Below are 17,923 nucleotides of genomic sequence, written 5' to 3' on the forward strand. Positions count from 1 at the left end.
CCACGGAGGGCGGCCCCTACAAACCAAAGGCGAAAGGCTCGGTAGGGGCCGCCCTCCGTGGCGGCCCGCCAGCCACTTCATGCGTATCCCGCGAGGACTTCAGCAGAGCAGCCAGAGGCCCGTGCCGCAGAGATGAGACGGAGCGCCAGCGAGACACGCTCAGCACCGGGCGCGTGCGCACAGAATCTCGCGCGAATTGTTTGACGCGGCTCGGGTCGTTGCGCACTTACCTTGTGGGGCCGCTCGGCCCGTTCGCAGATCACCTCGCGACCAACCACTCAACCCGTACGTGCGATCATGGACGCGCTTTCCAACGCCGGCATGCGCTGGCTCCAGACCCAGATCCGCTCCCGCGACCCGGCCACGAGCCGCGGGGCGGTGGCCGTCGCCGCGGTCCTCGCCGACCACATGCTCGCCGAACTCGGCATCGACCCCGACGCCGAACCCGCCCCCGCGTCGCTCGCCGACGGCGGCCGCGCCGCCCTTTCGCGCCTCGACGCGCTGGCCGCCGAAGACGCGGCGTTCGGCGACGAGTCACTTCCGCAGAAGCGCCGCCCGCGGAAGGTCGGTCGGTCGCGGAAAGCAGATCGGGTTCTGGGCGCTCCCGGGGCGGACCTCGCGGACCAGGGCCGGGACGCGCTCGGCGAGGTACCCGTACAGCTCGGCCGTGGAGACGGACCCGTCGCTGTCGGCGTCGGCCGTGCGGAACCGCGGCCCGAGCGCCTCCAGGACCGCGTAGGTGAACACCCCGTGCCCGAGCGCGTCGTCCTCGAACGCCAGCTCCCCCTGGTCGCACGAGGCGATGACCGTCGGCCCCTGCCCGTTGGGGACGAGCCGCCGCAGCACGTTCGCCCCGGCCGCGCCGCCCGAGTGGCAGGCGTCGAGCAGCACGAGCTTCCGGCAGTTGACCCCGGCGAGCGCCTCGAACAGTTCGTCGCACGAGACGGCCGTGGCGCCGGGCCGCGCCGGGGCGTAGTCCGGGCAGCACAGGACGAACAGGCCCGCGTCGCGCACGAGGCCGCGTGCCGCGAGATCCTTCGGCGGCGCAACGAGCGGGTCGCCCGCCGCGAGCAGCAGGTCGCCGTGGCCCGCGAAGAACACGACCAGCAGGTCGTCGGGCCGGACCGCGGCCCTCTTCAGGTCGGCCAGCGCCGCGAGGATGCCCTTGCGGTCGGCCGCCTCGTCGAGGACCGCGGCGACCTCCCCGTTCTTGAAGAACTTCCCGTCCCCGCGGTAGCTGAGGAGCGACTTGCGGACGTCGGTCGCGTCGGCCTTCGCCCGACCGAGGTCGCCGAGCGACCGCGCCCCGGCGGCGGTGCGGTGCGCGGCGTAGTCGTTGATGCCGACCGCGACCCCCACGAGGTTCGGCTCGGCGGCCCGCGCCGGGTTGCGGACGACGCCCCCCGCCTCGGCCCGGCCCCGGGCCGCGTTCAGAGCCAGGACGGTGACCCGGTTGTCCCCGGCGCGGAACGCGCTGGCGGGAACGACCAGTTCTTCCCGGAACGCCTCCTTCCCCTTCCCCGGCCAGGTGCGGAACCGGTAGTCGTTCACCCACAACTCGACCCGGTCGGGGAGCAGGTCCGGGTCGTTGCCCCGCGGGTTGACGGCGACCGTGAGCCGCACGCCGTCGGCCCGAACGGTGCCGCTCTGGAGCGCCAGCTCGACCGGCGGGGGCTCGACCTCGCGGAACGACCGCTTCCGCGGGTTGTCCCCGGTGGCCTCCTTGAGCGCCGCGGCGACGGAGCGCGTAGCGACGAGCTTCGCGATCACGTCGGGCCGCAGGAACAGGTGCTTGTACCGTTCGAGGGGCTGGAACTCGGGCGTGCCGGCGACGTCCGGGGCGTTGGCGTGCCACCCGAGCACCCGGTCCCCGTGGGCCGAGGCGGTGTAGTAGTACGACCCGTGCCACATCCACAGGACCGCGTCGGTGAGCCGGCCCCGGTCGTCGAACGCCGGGAACCACTTCCACAGCGGCCGCTGCTTGATGCGGGTCGGCGTGGCCCGGCGCTCGCCCTTGTCGGTGACCCACCCGAAGAACAACTCGACGCCCGACAGCGGCTTCGCGAGCAGCGCAACAGCGGCAGCGGGGGTGCCGACCTCGGCGCGCTTCGGCCGGCGGTCGAACGCGGCCTTCCCGCCGACGGCGAGCACCTCGATCCGGTCCCCGGCGGTCAGCCCGGCCTCCCACGCGGGCGAGCCGACGTCGACGGCGCTCACCGCGAGTTGCCCGCCGTCCACCTCGAACGCGGCCCCGAGAGCGGCCTGCGCCTTCCAGTCTTCGAGGCCCCACGCGGCGACGGTCTGGTCGGCCCCTGCCGTGACGAACCACTCACCGGACTTGTCGGCGACAATCGCGTTGACTTCGGCCCCGTGGCCGATGAACAGCTTCGCCCGGTGCAGTTCCAGCGCGCCGGTGCGGGGGTTCTTCACAGCCCGCTCGGGGTCCAGCTCGAACAGCGAGCAGCCGTAGTAGTGGCCGACGACGACGCGCGCCGGCTTGCCGTCAGCGGTGGGCACGAAGGTGTAGCAGGTCGGGGCCTGGTCGAGGTCCACGTCGAGCACGAGTCGCAGCCGCTCGCGGGTGCCATCGGCCTTCGCGCGCTCGGCGTACCACACGAACCGCGACGCGGCGTCGGGCACGACCTCCCAGCCGCCCGCGGTGCGGACGGGGCCGAGCCAGGTGCCGCGGTCGTTCGGGGCGAACGCGAACCGCGGGACGTTGAACCGGAGCCACGGGCCGGTGCCGCGGTCGTTCGGGTCGGTGGCCGCGGGGTTGCGGCCGGTCCTCACGGCGATCACGTCGCCGGTCTCGGACAGGTTCACGGCGTACAGCCGCCGGCCGCCGCCGCGGACCACGGAGAGCGGCTTCTCGGGCGTTGCGAGGTCGAGCAAGGTCACTTCGTCTGCGTCGCCGCCGGCGATCGCGAGCCGGTCGAGCGTGGGGTGGAACCCCATCGCCTCGGCGCGGCCGCTGAACTTCAGCTTCGTCGGCGCGCCGGCCTTCTCGGCGAGGGGGTCGGCGTAGAGCCAGAGCTGGTCGTCGGGCTCCATGTAGAACCGCGGCTTCTTCTCGCCGGCCGGGAGCGCCGACCCGACGCCCACGGCGACCATACCGGTCTTCGGGTGAACGGCGAACGACCGCGCGAAGTGGTCCACGGGAAGCTCGATGCGGCGGGTCTCCGTGCCGTCGGCCGACCGGAGCAGGAGCAGCGGGCCGGTGGTCGCGGCGACGAGCCACTTGCCGTCGCCGGTCCACTCGGCGGCGTGGACGCGGTACTTCTCGGGCTGCCCGGCGAAGACCTCGAACACCGTGCGGCCCTCGGGCACGGGGGCCGAGGGGTCGTCGGTGAGCTTGGCCCTGAGGTCGCAGGCGAGCACCTGCCCGCGGGACGAGACGGCCAGCATCGTGTCCCCGTCCGGGAAGCGGATGCCGCGGGTGAAGTTCAGTTGGTCGGGTGCGGGGTTGGCGAACCGGCCGGCGCACACGGGCGCGTTCCAGACGCGGTCGCCCTCGGGCGCGTCGAGCTTCTTCGGCTCCCAGAACCAGAGGGTGCCGTCGGCGGTGCCGAACCCGACGCGGCGGCCGTCCGGGTGGAACGCGATCGCGGTGACCGCGTCGTGGTACGCCCCCTCGCGGACCCGCGGCCAGGTGATGCCGACCGTCTCGCCGGTCTCGCGGTCGAGGACCGCAACGGAACTGATCTTCAGCCCGTACCCGCCGACCGCGACCCGCTTCCCGTTGGCGGTGGGCGCGAGGCACTTGATGCCGCCGAGCTGGTCGCGCCACCCGCGCCACCGCAGCACCTTCGCGGCGTCCGGTGCGGCGTCGAGGCCGGCCGCGATCGAGTGCGGCCAGGCGCGGACGACCTTGTCGTCGCCGCCGGCGAGGAGGAAGTTGCCGTCCGGGGTGAACCGCACGACGTCGGCCGTTCCGACGCGGCCCCCCGCCTCGATGACGACCTCGGGCTCGTCGCGGGCGCGGCGGTCGAACTGCTGGGCCTCGACGGCCCCGGCGAGAAGTGCGGCGAGGGACAGTCCTGCGGCGAGGCGTGCGAACACGGCGACCTCCGAACGGGGTGCGGTCACGGTGTTAGGGTATGCAGAAGTGGGGGCCAAAGGGGACGCGGGGGGAAAGGCAGGGCTCGCAGCGGACCCAGGGTTTGCACCCCGGGCTACGCACTGTCGTCCCTCCGGGACTTCAACGCCTTGAGCCCCCGAAGGGGGCGACAGTCCGTAGCCCAGGGTGTCAACCCTGGGTCCGCTGGTGCAAACCCTGGGGCTCGCCCGGCGTCACTTCGCCCCGAGCATGAGCGGGAACAGGTAGGTGCGGATGAACTCGGGCGAGTTGACGCCGTGGTGCCCGCCGGTGTGCCCGGTCCAGGACATCTCCTCGCTCCAGAAGTGCTGGCGGAACCGGGCCGCCTCGGCGTCGTCGAGCGCCCTGTCGCCCCGGGGCTGGAACCCCCACCGGCCTGCGGCCGCGGCGAACCGGTTCTTGTCGGTGGTGCCGACGACGCGGACCACGAACCCCAGCGCGACCCAGTCCTTCTTGCTGCAGAACACGTCGACCCCCTCGCGGGCCGACCACACCGTGGGCCGCACGTCGTACCCGGTCGAGACGCTCGGGGCGAGGAGCAGCACGCGGTCCACGGCGTCCACGGGCAGCACGTCCCCGGCCGCGAGGATCACCCCGCACCCGGCGCTGTGCCCGGCGAGCACGACGCGGCGGCCGGGCTCGCGGGCCTTGCGCTCCAGGACCGCGGCGGCCAGGCGGCACCCCTGCTCGCGGGTGTGCTCGGCGTCGGTCTGGTCGGCGTACAGCTTGCGGTACCCGTGCGACCACTGGAACGGGGCCAGTTCGACCGGGTAGTCGGACCGGGCCATCGCCGCGATCATCGCGCCGGAGCACCCCTTCAGGTCGCCGGCCCCGTCGAGCACCCACACGAGCGGGCGGGCGTCGACCTTCTCGGGCTCGGACGCGTGCGCGGTCCAGCTCGCGCAGTACGTCCGGTGCTCGACCGGGGCAGCCGCCTGCGGGGCCTGCCCGCGGGCCCCGCCCCGGGAGCGGAACGGTCCCGCGCCGGAGGCCGTGGCCCCGAGGCCCGCGACGATCAAGGTTGCCCAGAGGATCCGCTTCATGACGGCATCACCCGGAAGGATACGCCCATCGCACAGAAACCACGCAATAGTATCGGCACCCGGGAAGTTCAATTGCAGTTCCCGGGCGGGCCGCGTCGAAGACGGTACTTGAGCGAGCCCGAACCGTTCGACCAACCCGCACGGCCGCCACAACTCACACACGGGGAGCGACCGATGCCGAGCCTGGGACGCACGGTGACGGCATTGTTTGCGCCCCGGGGCGGCCCTAAACTTGCAGAATTGCCCGGCTCCCGAGGGTCCCGGATGGTTCGCACGGTCGTCGGTCTGCTCGCTCTCGCCGTGCTCGCGGCGCTGTGCGTCGGCGTGTACGGCCGGTTCTTCGCCGCCCCCCCGCCCCCGCCCGCCGGCCCCGAGTTCGCCGACACCGGCTCGGCCCCGCTCCCGACCGCCGACGAGTTCGAGCGGCTCGCGAGGACCGACCCGGTCGCGATGTACGAGAAGTGCCTCGCACACTACCAGCGGACCGCGAAGGGCCTCACGGCCACGCTCGTGAAGCGCGAGCGGGTGAACGGCGAGCCGCTGCCGGCGCAGGACGAGGTGATCGTGCTCGCGGTCCGCGGCGACGTGCCGGACCCCGCCACCGGCAAGCACGACATCGAGGTGGCGATGCGGTGGCATTCGGGGGCGCGGAAGGCCATGCGGTACGAGATCCGCGGCACCCTCTACAGCGAGAAGCCCGCCCCGGAGGGGACCGGGAACCGGGTCGTCTCGTACCGGCCCGACGCGCTCATCACGACCAGTTCGCTGAACCCGGCCGACCCGATGGCCCAGGCGCAGTCGCGGTACAGCATCCGCGACGCCGGCATCTACCGCGGCATGCTCCGCACCTACGACGCCTGGAAACAGCGACAGGCGGCCGGCACGCTGAAGACCGAGTACGTCGAGAAGCGGGCGGTCCCGGAAGTCGGCGGGCGGGTGTGCCACGTCATCGACCGCACCGCGGCGACCCCCGAGGCCGACCCGTTCGAGCTGGGCGGCGCACCGGTGACGGACCCGGCGGTCATCGCCCGCGACGGGTTCACGCGGGTGCGGGTGATGATCGACGCCGAGACGTGGATGCAGGTCGGCAGCGAGTTGTACCGCCCCGACGGAACCCTCCTCGCCTCCTACTACTTCCGGAACGTGGACACGAACCCGTCGTTCGCCCCCGACACGTTCACCGTCGCCGGGCTCAAGGCCAAGAAGTGACGCCCGTCCGCCACGCGGGGTCCGGTCCTGCCGGACGGCGCCGTCGGGAGTGCCCCGGTCCCGTGGCACATCTCGATTGACAGACTGGCGTTGCGAACGTATCACCAAGGTCAGGTCTACCGCCTCGCTCGCCCCGGAGGTGTCATCTGCCGCGTGAGGGTCCGCCGTGGAACCGTCCATTTTCCTTGACTTCCACCTCCCGAACGCGGCCACCTGGCTGTACTTCTCGCTCATTCTGACGCTGACGCTGTTCTTCCAGTTCGCCCGCCCGTTCTGCGTCCGCAACCTGGACCTGCTCACCCTGTTCCTGCTCAGCCCGGGGTTCCTCCTGCTCCAGGAGGCGCACCACTACCTCGACGTGGGCCGGACCGAGCGCGGGGAGCGGGAACTGATCCTGGGCTACAGTTGGCTCCTGGCCGGCTCGGCGTACTGGTTCGTCCGGTCGGTGATCGACATCGGGCTGGTCCGGCGGCCGAGCGTCAGCCCGAACCTGACGACCGCCGGCCTCGCGTGCCTCGGGGTCGCGATGTTCGTGGGGCAGGCGTCGGTCGCGCTGCGGCGGACCTCCGACCCGTCGGAGTCGGTCCAGGTCGGGCGGCGGCCGGCCCCCATCGAGCAGGTGCGGGGGCAGGCGACGGCCGTGGTCCAGCAGGCCCCGACCGAGGCGATCCAGAGCGCGTCGCCCGACGACGTGCGGTTCTGGGTCGAGCGGGCGCTGTGCATGGCGTGCCACGCGGCGGTCGTCGTGGCGCTGCTCCTGATCGGGGTCCAGCACTTCCAGGACCGGGCGGCGGGCGTCGGCATGGCCACGCTCTACCTCCTGGTGCCGTACACCGCGTTCGACATCGGCCGGCAGTTGCACCACGTCTGGCCGACGGCGTTCCTGGTCTGGGCCGTGTACTGCTACCGCCGGCCGGTGCTGTCGGGGTGGCTCCTGGGGCTCGCCGCGGGCACGGCGCTGTTCCCGGCGCTGCTGTTCCCGCTGTGGCTCGGGTTCTACGCCCGCCGCGGGGCCGGGCGGTTCGCCCGGTCGTTCCTCGGGGCCGTCGCGGTCAGCGTCGGGATCACCGGGCTGGTGACGACCGGGTGGAGCGGGGACGCGACGCTCGGGATCGCCACGACGCTGAGCCTGCCCGACTGGCAGCCGTGGAAGGTGCCGAACGCCGAGAGCATCTGGACCGGGGCGCACTGGGCGTACCGGCTCCCGCTGTTCGTGCTGTACGTCGCGTTCCTCGTGGGCGTGTCGGTGTGGCCGAGCCCGAAGAACCTGTCGCACCTGATCTCCCTGTCGGCGGCGCTGCTCATCGGGGTCCAGTTCTGGCACGCGGACCGGGGCGGGGTGTACGTCCTGTGGTACCTGCCGCTGCTGGTGCTGCTGGTGTTCCGCCCGAACCTGTCGGCCGCGGAGCCGCCGACGTGGGAGCCGTCGGCCGGGCTGGTGTCGCGGATCGCGGGGGCCGCGTGGCGGCGGGTCCGCCCGGCGCGGCCGGAGCCGCCGCACCAACTCGCGGTGTGAGCGGAACCACCCCTCCACGACCCGCGGGTTTCCACTATACTGCCCGTCTGCAACCGGCCGGCGCCGGGCTCCGCACACCGAACCGAAGGGGCGTCACATGGCGAAGGGGAAGGAAGCTCGCAGCACCATCAAGCTGAAGAGCGAGGCGAGCGACCACTGCTACTTCACGCAGAAGAACCGCAACAACAGCAAGGAGCGGATCCAGCTCCGCAAGTTCGACCCGGTCGTGCGGAAGCACGTCATGTACAAGGAAGCCAGCAAGGTCTGAGGCGGGCCCGCCCGTCCCGGCACTGCGGAGGGGCTTCGGCCCCTCTATCGCTTTGTGCCCGCGACTGTTACACTTGCGCACTCATTTCTCCCGAGGCGTGCCGAGGGGCGGTTTATGTCGTCCGACAGGGTGTTGGTGGTCATCGGCCGGACCCGCCACAAGATGGTCGCCGCCGAGATCGACGAGGCGGCCCGCCGCGGCACCAACTTCATCGAGTTGCGGCTCGACTACCTCGCCAAGGCCATCGACTTCAAGCGGTTCACGCCCCACAAGCGGTGCCCGTGGGTCGCCACCCTCCGGCGGCCCAGCGACGGCGGCCGGTTCCCGGGCACCGAGGCCGAGCGGCTCACGATCCTCCGCCAGGCCATCGTGTCCGGCGCGTTCGAGTGGGTGGACCTCGAGCACGACGTCGCCGCGACCGTCCCGCGGTTCGGCAAGGTGAAGCGGATCGTCAGCTACCACAACCTGAGCGAGACCCCGCAGGACCTCGACGACACCTACGCCGCGATGCTCAAGCAGGACGCGGACGTGTACAAGATCGCGGTCCTCGCACAGACCCCCGAGGACGTCGCCCGGGTGATCCGGCTCCAGAAGGCGGCCCCGAAGCCGACCGTCGCGTTCTGCATGGGCGACATCGGCCAGTGCTCGCGGTTCCTCGCCCTGAAGTACGGCGCGCCGTGGATCTACGCGGCGTTCAACAAGGAGCGCGGGATCGCCCCGGGCATGCCCGCGGTCGACGAGTTCCGCACCACGTTCCCGGTCCGGTCGATCACCGCCGACACCGAAATCTACGGCGTGTGCGGCGACCCGGTCGGGCACAGCCTGAGCCCGCTGCTGCACAACCAGGTCTACAAGCGGGCCGGCATCAACGCCCTGTACCTGCCGTTCCGCGTGCCCCGCGGGATGCTCCAACAGACCCTCGACGGGTACGCCGACGTCCCGGTGAACGGGTACAGCGTGACCGTGCCGCACAAGGAGGCGGCCGCGGCGCTGGCGGTCGAGCGGGAAGAAACGGTGGACATCGTGGGGGCGGCCAACACGCTCCTCCGCCGGCCCGACGACACGTTCGCCGCGTTCAACTCGGACTACCCGGCGATCATCGAGACGGTGACGGCCCACCTCCGGGACCGGGCGCAGGGCGGCCCGCCGGTCCACCTCAACCAGTTGGCGGTCTTGATCCTCGGGTCGGGCGGCGCTGCCCGTGCCGTAGCCTTCGGCCTCCACGCCGAGGGGGCGCAGATCACCATCGCCGGGCGGACCTACGAGCGGTCCCAGAAGCTCGCCGAGGAGGTGAAGTGCAAGGCCGTGGACTGGCACGCCCGGCACAGCGTCCCGTTCGACATCCTGGTGAACTGCACCCCGGTCGGCATGCACCCGAACGTGGACGAGGCCCCGTGCCACTTCAGCATCCTGAAGCCGGGGCTGACCGTGTTCGACACGATCTACACGCCCGAGACGACGCTCCTGGTCCGCGAGTCCCGGCTCCGCGGGTGCCACACGATCACCGGCGTGGACATGTTCGTCCGCCAGGCCGCCCGGCAGATCCAACTGTTCACCGGCCACATCGCCGACCTCGACCTGATGCGCCAGATCGTCCGCAAGGCGCTCTCCCCGCTGACGAAAGCGTTCCGGGACGAGGACGAAGCCGAGGGCCGGACCGGGGACGAACCGGCCGCCGGAGAGGGCGAAGAGGATTGAACCCGAAGGAATCGTGCCGCGCGATCCGCGGGCCGGGAATTATGCCGCACGATTGAAGACTTTCCGGCACGATCCAGACAGAGCGTGATTGATGTCGCTCTTCAGGTCCGGATCGTGCGTCCATCATCATTTGCCGTGCGGCTCGACTTTTACTCTTCCCGGCTGACATGACCCCCGAGCGCATCATCCTGATCGGCTACCGCGGCTCCGGCAAAACGACCGTCGGCCGCATCCTCGCCCGCGAACTCGGGTGGGAGTTCGCCGACGCCGACGACCACCTCGAAGCGACCGCCGGGCGGTCCATCGCCGCGATCTTCGCCGCCGAGGGCGAGCCCGGGTTCCGCGACCGCGAGAGCGCCGCGCTCGCCGACCTGTGCCGCCGCGACCGCCTCGTGATCGCCACCGGCGGCGGGGCCGTGCTGCGGCCGGCCAACCGCGAGTTGCTCCGCGAATCGGGGTTCGTCGCGTGGCTCGTCACCGACCCCGAGACGAGTTGGGCGCGGCTGAGCGGCGACCCGACCACCGCGGACCGCCGCCCGAACCTGACCCCCGTCGGCGGGTTCGCGGAGGTGAAATCGCTGACCGCCGCCCGCACCCCGCTGTACCGCGACCTCGCCCACTTCAGCACCGGCACCGACGCGCAGTCGCCGGACGCGGTCGCGAACGCTATCCTCAAAGCATGCAAGGCTGGAACATTGCAATCATCGCGTTCTGGTGCGGCTGGGTCTTCCTCCTCGGGCTGATGGTGGGGTCGTTCCTGAACGTCCTCGTCGCGCGCCTGCCGTTGGAGAAGAGCGTCGTCTGGCCCTCGTCGCGGTGCTTCTCGTGCTTCCGGCCGATCCGCCTGCTCGACAACATCCCGATACTGGGCTACCTGCGGCTCCGCGGCAGGTGCCGCAACTGCGGGGCCGCGTTCTCGGCCCGCTACCTCTGGGTGGAACTCGGCACCGGCCTGGCGACGCTCGCCCTCTTCGTGCTGGAGGTCGTGCTCAACTGGCACGACGTTCCGGCGCTGAAGGTGAACCCGGCGGTGATGCCGGCGTTCTTCCCGGCGGCGGGCATGGCGATGTTCGCGTACCACGCGGTGCTGCTGTGGTGCCTGATCGCGGCCGCGGTGATCGACGCCGAGCACCGGATCATCCCGCCGGCGATCCCGTACCTCGGGCTGCTCGTCGGCGTCGTCGGCGGGGCGCTGATGCCGTGGCCGTGGCCGAACCCGGCGGCCGCCGGCCTTGTCACTGTTCCCGGCGCGCCGCCCGGTGCCCCGTGGTCGCTGCAAGAGTTCTGGGGGCAGGTTCCGGTGGGGGTACAGTTGTGGCCGTTCTACGGCCCGACGTTCGACTTCGCCCCGCCCGGGAGCGTTCGCCTCGGCCTCATCAACTCGGTCCTCGGGGCGCTCGCGGGGTCGCTGGTGGTGCGGGCCGTGAAGGCGCTGTTCGAACTCGGCTTCGGCCGCGAGGCGATGGGCCTGGGGGACGCCGACCTGCTGATGATGGCCGGCGCGTTCCTCGGGTGGCAGGTGGCGGTGCTGTCGCTGTTCGTTGGGGCGGGTGCGGCGCTCTTCTTGAAGGTCATCATGTTGATCGTCGCGGGGAAAGAGAAGGAACCGCAGTCGTCGCCGGTGAGCGGCGAGTTCACCGACACCCGTGAGTTGCCGTTCGGCCCCGGGCTGGCCCTAGGCGTGGTCGTGACGTGGTTCGCGTGGCCGTGGGTCGGCCCGGGGACGCAGTACCTGTTCTTCGACGGCGTCACGCTGGTGCTGTGCGTGGTGGTGATGTTCGGCGGCCTGCTGGCGGCCGGCCTGCTCCTGCGGCGGCCCGCGCCCGAACCCGCGGCGAAGGTGTGATCGCCCACTCGACTTCGCCCCCGGCTTGCCGGGGGTCTTCTTCCCCTCAACACCCGGCGGAACCGTCGGGCGAGTTCCCAATGGCTTCCGACATCGTGATCGTGGACTACGGCATGGCGAACCTGCGGAGCGTCCAGAAGGCGTTCGAGCAGGTCGGCCACGCGGCCGCGGTCACGTCCGACGCCGAGCGGATTCGGGCCGCCGACCGCGTCGTGCTCCCCGGCGTCGGGGCGTTCTGTGACGCGATCGCCCGGCTCCGCGAGACGCACCTCGGCACGGCGATCTCCGAACACGTCGCCAGCGGGCGGCCGTTCCTCGGCATCTGCCTCGGGCTCCAGATGCTCTTCACCCGCGGGTTCGAGGACGGGGAGCACGCCGGGCTCGACCTGTTCCGCGGCGACGTGGTGCGGTTCCCCGTGGTGCCGGGGCTGAAGGTGCCGCACATGGGCTGGAACACGCTCGACCTGACGCGGCCGGCGTGCCCGCTCTTCCGCGACCTCCCGGCCGCCGCGGCGGTGTACTTCGTCCACTCGTACTACGCGCAGCCGGCCGACCAGTCCGTGGTCGCGGCAACGGCCGACTACCCGACGCCGTTCGCCGCGGTCGTGTGGCGCGACAACGTGTACGCGACGCAGTTCCACCCCGAGAAGAGCCAGCGCGTCGGGCTCCAGATGCTCAAGAACTTCGCGACGCTGTGAGCCGCGCCCGGACTGGCTTTGAACCCCGAAGGGGTTCCATTCCCCAGCCCAAGGCCGCCGGCTTCGGCGCACCCTGGGGCGACCACCGTGGCGCCCCCGGTGGTCGCCCGGCGCGACCGGCGCGTGCGCTCGCTTCCCGGGGTAGCGCTGCGTTCCCCTCGGGCTGGGGAACGGAACCCCTTCAGTGTTCAAAGCGGGTTGCACCACTTCAGCCCAAGGTCGCCGGTCGCAACGCCGGGTAACCTGTGCCTGTCTCCCGCGGTGGGGTATACTTCCCCTCATTAGCACAATCATCCGCGGGGCCGCGCCGCCGTGAGCGACGTCACGCAAATTCTGTCGGCCATCCACGGCGGGGACCGCGCCGCGGCGGCGCAACTGCTCCCGCTCGTGTACGAGGAGTTGCGGCGGCTCGCGGCGGGGAACATGGCGCACGAGTCCCCGGCCCACACGCTCAACGCCACGGCCCTGGTCCACGAGGCGTATTTGCGGCTGATCGGCAGCGCCCCGGACCTCGCGTGGAACCACCGGGGCCACTTCTTCGCGGCCGCGGCCGAGTCGATGCGGCGCATCCTCGTCGACCACGCCCGCAAGAAGCACGCGGCCAAGCGCGGCGGGGCGCGGCAGCGGGTCGCGCTCGACGCCGTCGAGGTCGCCGCGCCCGAGTCCGGCGTGGACCTGCTCGCACTCGACGAAGCGCTGACGAAATTGGCGACCGTGGACCCCGAGGCGGCGAAGCTCGTGCAACTGCGGTACTTCTCGGGGCTCACGGCGTCGCAGGCCGCGGACTGTTTGGGCGTGTCGCTCCGGTCCGCCGAGCGGATGTGGGCGTTCGCCCGCGCGTGGCTCCTCCGCGAGATGGGCGGGAACTGACGCAGGCGTCGGAGCTGTGATGGGATCGCCCCGCATGAACGAACGCAGCCTCTTCCTGGACGCGCTCGACCGGACCGACCCGGCCGCGCGCCGCGCGTACCTGGACGCCGCGTGCGGCCCGGACGCGGCGCTGCGGGGGCGGGTCGAGGCGCTGCTCGCGGCCCACGACCGGGCCGACGGGTTCCTGGAGACGCCGGCCGCGCCGCCCGAGAGCGTGCTGAGCAAGCCGTCCTCGGCCGTCACCGTCGTGGCCGCGCCGCCGGCGTCCCGGTCGTCGGCCAAGGTCCGCGTCACCGACTCGTCGCAGCGCGCGTTCAGCGAAGAGACCAACGACCTGCTCCACCGCCGCCTGTACTGGGTGACGGTGGTGACCGTGTGCCCGATGGTCCTCGCGCTGGTGCCGACCCTCGCCCTGCCGTTCCTCGGCCTCCGGCTCGGGTGCCTCGCCGTGTGCCTCACGTGCCTGGGGTTCCTGCACGTCCTCCCGCACCCGTCCCGGCGGCAATTGCGGGTGCTCGAAGTGCTCATGTTCGGGTCGGTGATCGTGCAGATGACCGTGATGCCGTCGGCACTCATGCTCGAGCGCGCGCGGGCCGGCGACTTCGCGACCGTGATGATGGACGGGTACTTCATCCACGGCGTGTGGGTGCTCATCATCATCAGCTACGGCGTGCTGATCCCCAACACGTGGCGGCGGTCGCTCGTGATCCTGCTCCCGGCCGGGTGCGCCCCGTACGTCAGCACGTACCTGCTCGGCCTGTACGAGCCGAAGGTGCGGGAGGCGTTCGACTCGCTGCACCACGGCCCGCCGTTCCCGGTGGCGCTGGTCGCCGTGGCCGAGGCCATCTTCTACGCGCACATCCTGAACGTGAGCCGGTGGGAGGTCCACCGGGCCCGGAAGTTCGGCCAGTACCGGCTCCAGGAGAAGCTCGGCAGCGGCGGGATGGGCGAGGTGTACCGGGCCGAGCACGAGTTGCTCAAGCGGTCGTGCGCCATCAAGCTGATCCGCCCCGGCGTCGACGCCGACCCGGCGGCCGTCGCCCGGTTCGAGCAGGAGGTGCGGGCCACCGCCCACCTGTCGCACTGGAACACGGTCGAGATCTACGACTACGGCCGCACCGACCAGGGCGCGTTCTACTACGTCATGGAGTTGCTCCGCGGGATGAACCTCGACGAACTCGTGCGGCGCGCCGGCCCGCTCCCGCCGGGGCGGGTCGTGTACCTGCTGGCCCCGGTGTGCGCCGCGCTCCGCGAGGCGCACGGGCAGGGGCTGATCCACCGCGACATCAAGCCCGCGAACATCTTCGCGGCGACCCGCGGCGGCGCGTTCGACGTGGCCAAGCTCCTCGACTTCGGGCTCGTGTCGCACGCGGCCGGTGGCGCGGGCGACGGCGAGAAGGGCGTCATCAGCGGGTCGCCGGCGTACATGGCCCCGGAACAGGGAACCCCCGGCGCGGCGACCGACGCCCGCACCGACCTCTACGCGCTCGGCGGCGTCGGGTACTTCCTGCTGACCGGCCGGTCGCCGTTCGACGGGGCGACCATCTTCGACCAGATCGCGGCGCACCGGCACGCGGCGCTCGTGCCGCCGTCGCAGCGGGTGCCCGGCGTGCCGGCCGATCTGGACGCGGTGCTGCTGAAGTGCCTCGCGAAGTCGCCCGCCGACCGCTACCCGGACGCCGGATCGCTCCAGAAGGCGCTGCTTTCGTGCGGGTGCTCGACGGAGTGGGACACGGAGAAGGCCGCGGCGTGGTGGGCGGCACACGAGTCCGGACCGGAGGAGCCCGCACCGGCCCCGACGCCCGGCCCCGCGACCATGAACCGCAAGCCGAGCGTGGCGACCGTGAAGGTGCGGTTCTGACGCGGCCTACAGCCCGAGCACGTCGGCCATTGTGTACCGGCCGGCGGGGCGGTTCGCGAGGTACTTCCCGGCGGCCAGCGCGCCGCGGGCGTAGCTGTCGCGGTTGTGCCCCTTGTGGACCAACTCCAGCGTCTCGCCGAGCGTCGTGAAGATGATGGTGTGCTCGCCGACGTTGTCGCCGCCGCGGACCGCGTGGACCCCGATCTCGTGCGGGGTCCGCTCGCCGACCAACCCCTCGCGGCCGTGGACGAAGTGCCCGCCCTGCACCTCCTGGATGATCTCCCCGAACCGGACCGCAGTGCCGCTGGGCGAGTCCTTCTTGAACCGGTGGTGCCGCTCGACGATCTCGGCGTCGAACCCCTTGTCCTTGAGCGCCTCGGCGGTGAGCTTCGTGAGCTTGAACAGCAGGTTCACGACGAGGCTCATGTTCGGGGCGAACAGCACCGCGGTCTGGTGCGCGGCGGCCTCGATCTCTTCCTTCTGCTTCGCGGTGTGGCCGGTCGTTGCCACAACGATCGGGATCTGCCGCCCGACGCACACCGGCAGCACGGTCATCGTCCCTTCGGGGGCCGAGAAGTCGATCAGGCAGTCGGGCTTGGGCGAGAGCGCCAACTCGCTGGTGATCGGCACGCCGATGTGCCCGACGCCCGCGACCTCGCCCGCGTCGCGGCCCAGCAGGGGGCTGCCCGGCGCGTCGAGCGCCGCGACGATCTTGAGGTCGTGGTCCTCCCTGGCGAGCGCGACGAGCCGCTGCCCCATCCGCCCGCCGGCCCCGTTAAACGCAATGTGAATCTTCATGGGTATCGACCGAAGAAGGTGATCCACAGATTACACAGAAGACACAGATTTGAAGACAGAGTTCGAAGCGGCCAACATCAAGTCCCGCCGGATCTCTTCATCGGTTTTGACATCTGTGTCTTCTGTGTAATCTGTGGATAAATGCTCTGATGTCGCTCAGGCGTACAGTTCGATCGCCTTCACGATTTCGGACAGTTGGTTCGGTACCTGCACGGCGCGGTTCGCGAACATCGCCCGCTTCACGCCGCGCTTGCCGAGCTTCGCCTCGAACACCGCCGGGTCGGCCGTGTGGTACGCGACGGTCGCGTCGGGGTCTTTGAGAACGTGCCCGGTCAGCACGCACGCGACGGTGTCCGACTTGGCGATGACGCCTTCCTTCACGAGCTTGAGCAGCCCGGCGACGCTGGCGGCGCTGGCCGGCTCGCACCCGAGGCCGCCGGCCCCAATTTTCGCCTTCGCGTCGAGCATCTCCTGGTCGGACGCCTCGCGGACCACCCCCCCGCACCGCTCCAGCGCCCGCAGCGCCTTCGGCAGGTTCACCGGACGGTTGATCTCGATGGCCGAGGCGAGCGTGTCGGCCCGGCGGTTGGCCGCGTCCATCGCGTGCATGTACGCGTCGTACTTCGCCTTGTCGAACTCGCCCGCGTTCCACCGGAGCCCGTGCCGGTCGTAGAGCTGGTAGAACGTGTCGGCCCCGGCCGCGTTCACCACGGCCAGCCGCGGGGCGCGGTCGATCAGGCCGAGGTCCTTCAGCTCGGTGAACGCCTTGCCGAAGCTCGACACGTTCCCGAGGTTCCCGCCGGGGACCACGATCCAGTCCGGAACGCGCCACCGCAGCGCCTCCAGGATGCGGAACATGATCGTCTTTTGCCCCTCGAGGCGGAACGGGTTCACGCTGTTGACGAGGTAGATGCCGAGCTGGCGGCTCACGTCCTGCACCTGCCGCAGCGCGTCGTCGAAGTCGCCGGCGATCTGGACGGTCAGCGCGCCGTGCTCGAGCGCCTGCGACAGCTTGCCGTAGCTGATCTTGCCCGAGCCGATGAAGATGACCGCCCGCATGGGCGGCGACCCTCCCCCGGCGGCGCAGTAGATGGCGAGGCTGGCGCTGGTGTTCCCGGTGCTGGCGCAGGCGGCCCGGGTGGCCCCGGTCATGCGGGCGTGGGTGAACGCCGCGGTCATGCCGTTGTCCTTGAAGCTCCCGCTCGGGTTCATCCCCTCGTACTCGAGGTACACCGTGCCGGGGTTCATGCCGACGTAGGACGCGACCGTGTCGGCCCGTTGGCACAGGGTCTGGCCCTCGCCGATGGTCATGACCTTGGCGTCGGGGGCGAACGGGAACAGCTCGCGGAACCGCCACACGCCCGAGAAGTCGAGCGGGTCGGACCGGTTGGCCCATTTCGTCTCGAAGTGCTTGAGCGACTTGGGCACCGGGAGCCGGTCCCAGTCGTAGGCGACGTCGAGCAGGCCGCCGCACTTCGGGCACCGGAACGAGGTGTCCGCGAGGTCCACGGTGGCCCGGCACGCGGGGTTGATGCAGCGCTGGAATGAGAGGTCGGACATGCGGAATGTTGTAGCGGAAGGGGAGCACCTTCCCAGGGGAGCAAGAGCGACTCTTTCCAGCGACGGGGCACGTCAGTAGTCCACCGCGAGGTGCTTTATCCGATTTCAAGCGGGCCACTGGCCGTACCAGATGCGGTAGCTGACCAGCAGCACGCCGAAGAGTGGCCAACACATGAAGAACGCGAATCGTCCGATCGCGGGCATGGGAGTAGGATGAAGGTCCGGTTCCACCTCAACAATGTTCGGGTTACGTCGCTGCCAGGCCCACACGACGGCCCAGTACCAAAGTTGGAGCGCCAGCGCGACCCCGAACCAGACGGGGACCACGGCAACGCACAACCACGCCTTCAAGTCAGCGCTCACGATGAACTCCCCCGCCCGACGTGGCGGCACGATGCGTGGCCGCCCCTCACCCGCCGCTCGAAGACTCGCGGCGACCTCTCCCCGTCGGAACGGGGCG

14 protein-coding genes are annotated in these 17,923 nt (G+C 71.2%); 9 read left to right on the forward strand and 5 right to left on the reverse strand.

The window, feature by feature from the left end; all coding sequences use genetic code 11:
- Positions 1-534: 534 nt before the first annotated feature.
- Both ACTIGN_RS07660 and ACTIGN_RS07665 read right to left on the reverse strand, forming a co-directional pair.
- The gene (locus tag ACTIGN_RS07660) at positions 535-4,059 is read right to left on the reverse strand and encodes a caspase family protein (protein ID WP_439622447.1); all 3,525 of its coding nucleotides are present in this window, start codon (positions 4,057-4,059) and stop codon (positions 535-537) included.
- Positions 4,060-4,290: 231 nt separating this feature from the next.
- The gene (locus ACTIGN_RS07665) at positions 4,291-5,139 is read right to left on the reverse strand and encodes a hypothetical protein (RefSeq protein WP_439622449.1); all 849 of its coding nucleotides are present in this window, start codon (positions 5,137-5,139) and stop codon (positions 4,291-4,293) included.
- Between the two features lie 264 nt (positions 5,140-5,403).
- On the opposite strand from ACTIGN_RS07665, the gene ACTIGN_RS07670 reads away from it, so the two are divergent.
- From ACTIGN_RS07670 to ACTIGN_RS07710, 9 genes are all read left to right on the forward strand, one after another.
- Positions 5,404-6,348: a DUF1571 domain-containing protein gene (locus tag ACTIGN_RS07670; RefSeq protein WP_439622451.1), complete on the forward strand. Its 945-nt coding sequence runs from the start codon at positions 5,404-5,406 to the stop codon at positions 6,346-6,348.
- A gap of 166 nt (positions 6,349-6,514) precedes the next feature.
- Positions 6,515-7,864 carry a hypothetical protein gene (locus ACTIGN_RS07675; RefSeq protein WP_439622453.1) on the forward strand — a complete coding sequence of 450 codons (1,350 nt, stop codon included), beginning with the start codon at positions 6,515-6,517 and terminating at the stop codon, positions 7,862-7,864.
- A 97-nt stretch (positions 7,865-7,961) separates the two neighbouring features.
- On the forward strand, positions 7,962-8,132 hold the full coding sequence (rpmG, locus tag ACTIGN_RS07680) for a 50S ribosomal protein L33 (RefSeq protein WP_439622455.1): 171 nt from the start codon (positions 7,962-7,964) through the stop codon (positions 8,130-8,132).
- Positions 8,133-8,246: 114 nt separating this feature from the next.
- Positions 8,247-9,830: a shikimate dehydrogenase gene (gene aroE / locus ACTIGN_RS07685; RefSeq protein ID WP_439622457.1), complete on the forward strand. Its 1,584-nt coding sequence runs from the start codon at positions 8,247-8,249 to the stop codon at positions 9,828-9,830.
- A gap of 167 nt (positions 9,831-9,997) precedes the next feature.
- Entirely contained in the window at positions 9,998-10,573 is a 576-nt protein-coding gene (locus tag ACTIGN_RS07690) for a shikimate kinase (protein WP_439622459.1), read from the forward strand.
- Positions 10,510-11,676: a prepilin peptidase gene (locus ACTIGN_RS07695; RefSeq protein WP_439622461.1), complete on the forward strand. Its 1,167-nt coding sequence runs from the start codon at positions 10,510-10,512 to the stop codon at positions 11,674-11,676. The genes ACTIGN_RS07690 and ACTIGN_RS07695 overlap by 64 nt, the downstream gene beginning before the upstream one ends.
- 80 nt (positions 11,677-11,756) lie before the next feature.
- A complete protein-coding gene (hisH, locus tag ACTIGN_RS07700) occupies positions 11,757-12,374 on the forward strand; it encodes an imidazole glycerol phosphate synthase subunit HisH (protein WP_439622463.1) in 618 nt (205 codons plus the stop codon).
- A gap of 312 nt (positions 12,375-12,686) precedes the next feature.
- A complete protein-coding gene (locus tag ACTIGN_RS07705) occupies positions 12,687-13,244 on the forward strand; it encodes a sigma-70 family RNA polymerase sigma factor (protein ID WP_439622465.1) in 558 nt (185 codons plus the stop codon).
- A 34-nt stretch (positions 13,245-13,278) separates the two neighbouring features.
- Entirely contained in the window at positions 13,279-15,105 is a 1,827-nt protein-coding gene (locus ACTIGN_RS07710) for a serine/threonine-protein kinase (protein ID WP_439622467.1), read from the forward strand.
- Between the two features lie 6 nt (positions 15,106-15,111).
- Here the strand turns inward: ACTIGN_RS07710 and dapB are convergent, their stop codons facing one another.
- From dapB to ACTIGN_RS07725, 3 genes are all read right to left on the reverse strand, one after another.
- Positions 15,112-15,903 (reverse strand): 4-hydroxy-tetrahydrodipicolinate reductase, encoded by a 792-nt coding sequence (gene dapB / locus ACTIGN_RS07715; protein ID WP_439622469.1) that lies wholly within the window; start codon positions 15,901-15,903, stop codon positions 15,112-15,114.
- A 156-nt stretch (positions 15,904-16,059) separates the two neighbouring features.
- Positions 16,060-17,463, reverse strand: coding sequence for a threonine synthase (gene thrC, locus ACTIGN_RS07720; RefSeq protein ID WP_439622471.1), 1,404 nt, complete (start codon positions 17,461-17,463; stop codon positions 16,060-16,062).
- Between the two features lie 105 nt (positions 17,464-17,568).
- Positions 17,569-17,826 (reverse strand): hypothetical protein, encoded by a 258-nt coding sequence (locus ACTIGN_RS07725; RefSeq protein ID WP_439622473.1) that lies wholly within the window; start codon positions 17,824-17,826, stop codon positions 17,569-17,571.
- Positions 17,827-17,923 lie beyond the last annotated feature (97 nt).

Origin of the sequence: Gemmata sp., assembly GCF_051859125.1 — a bacterium.
Taxonomy (GTDB): domain Bacteria; phylum Planctomycetota; class Planctomycetia; order Gemmatales; family Gemmataceae; genus Gemmata.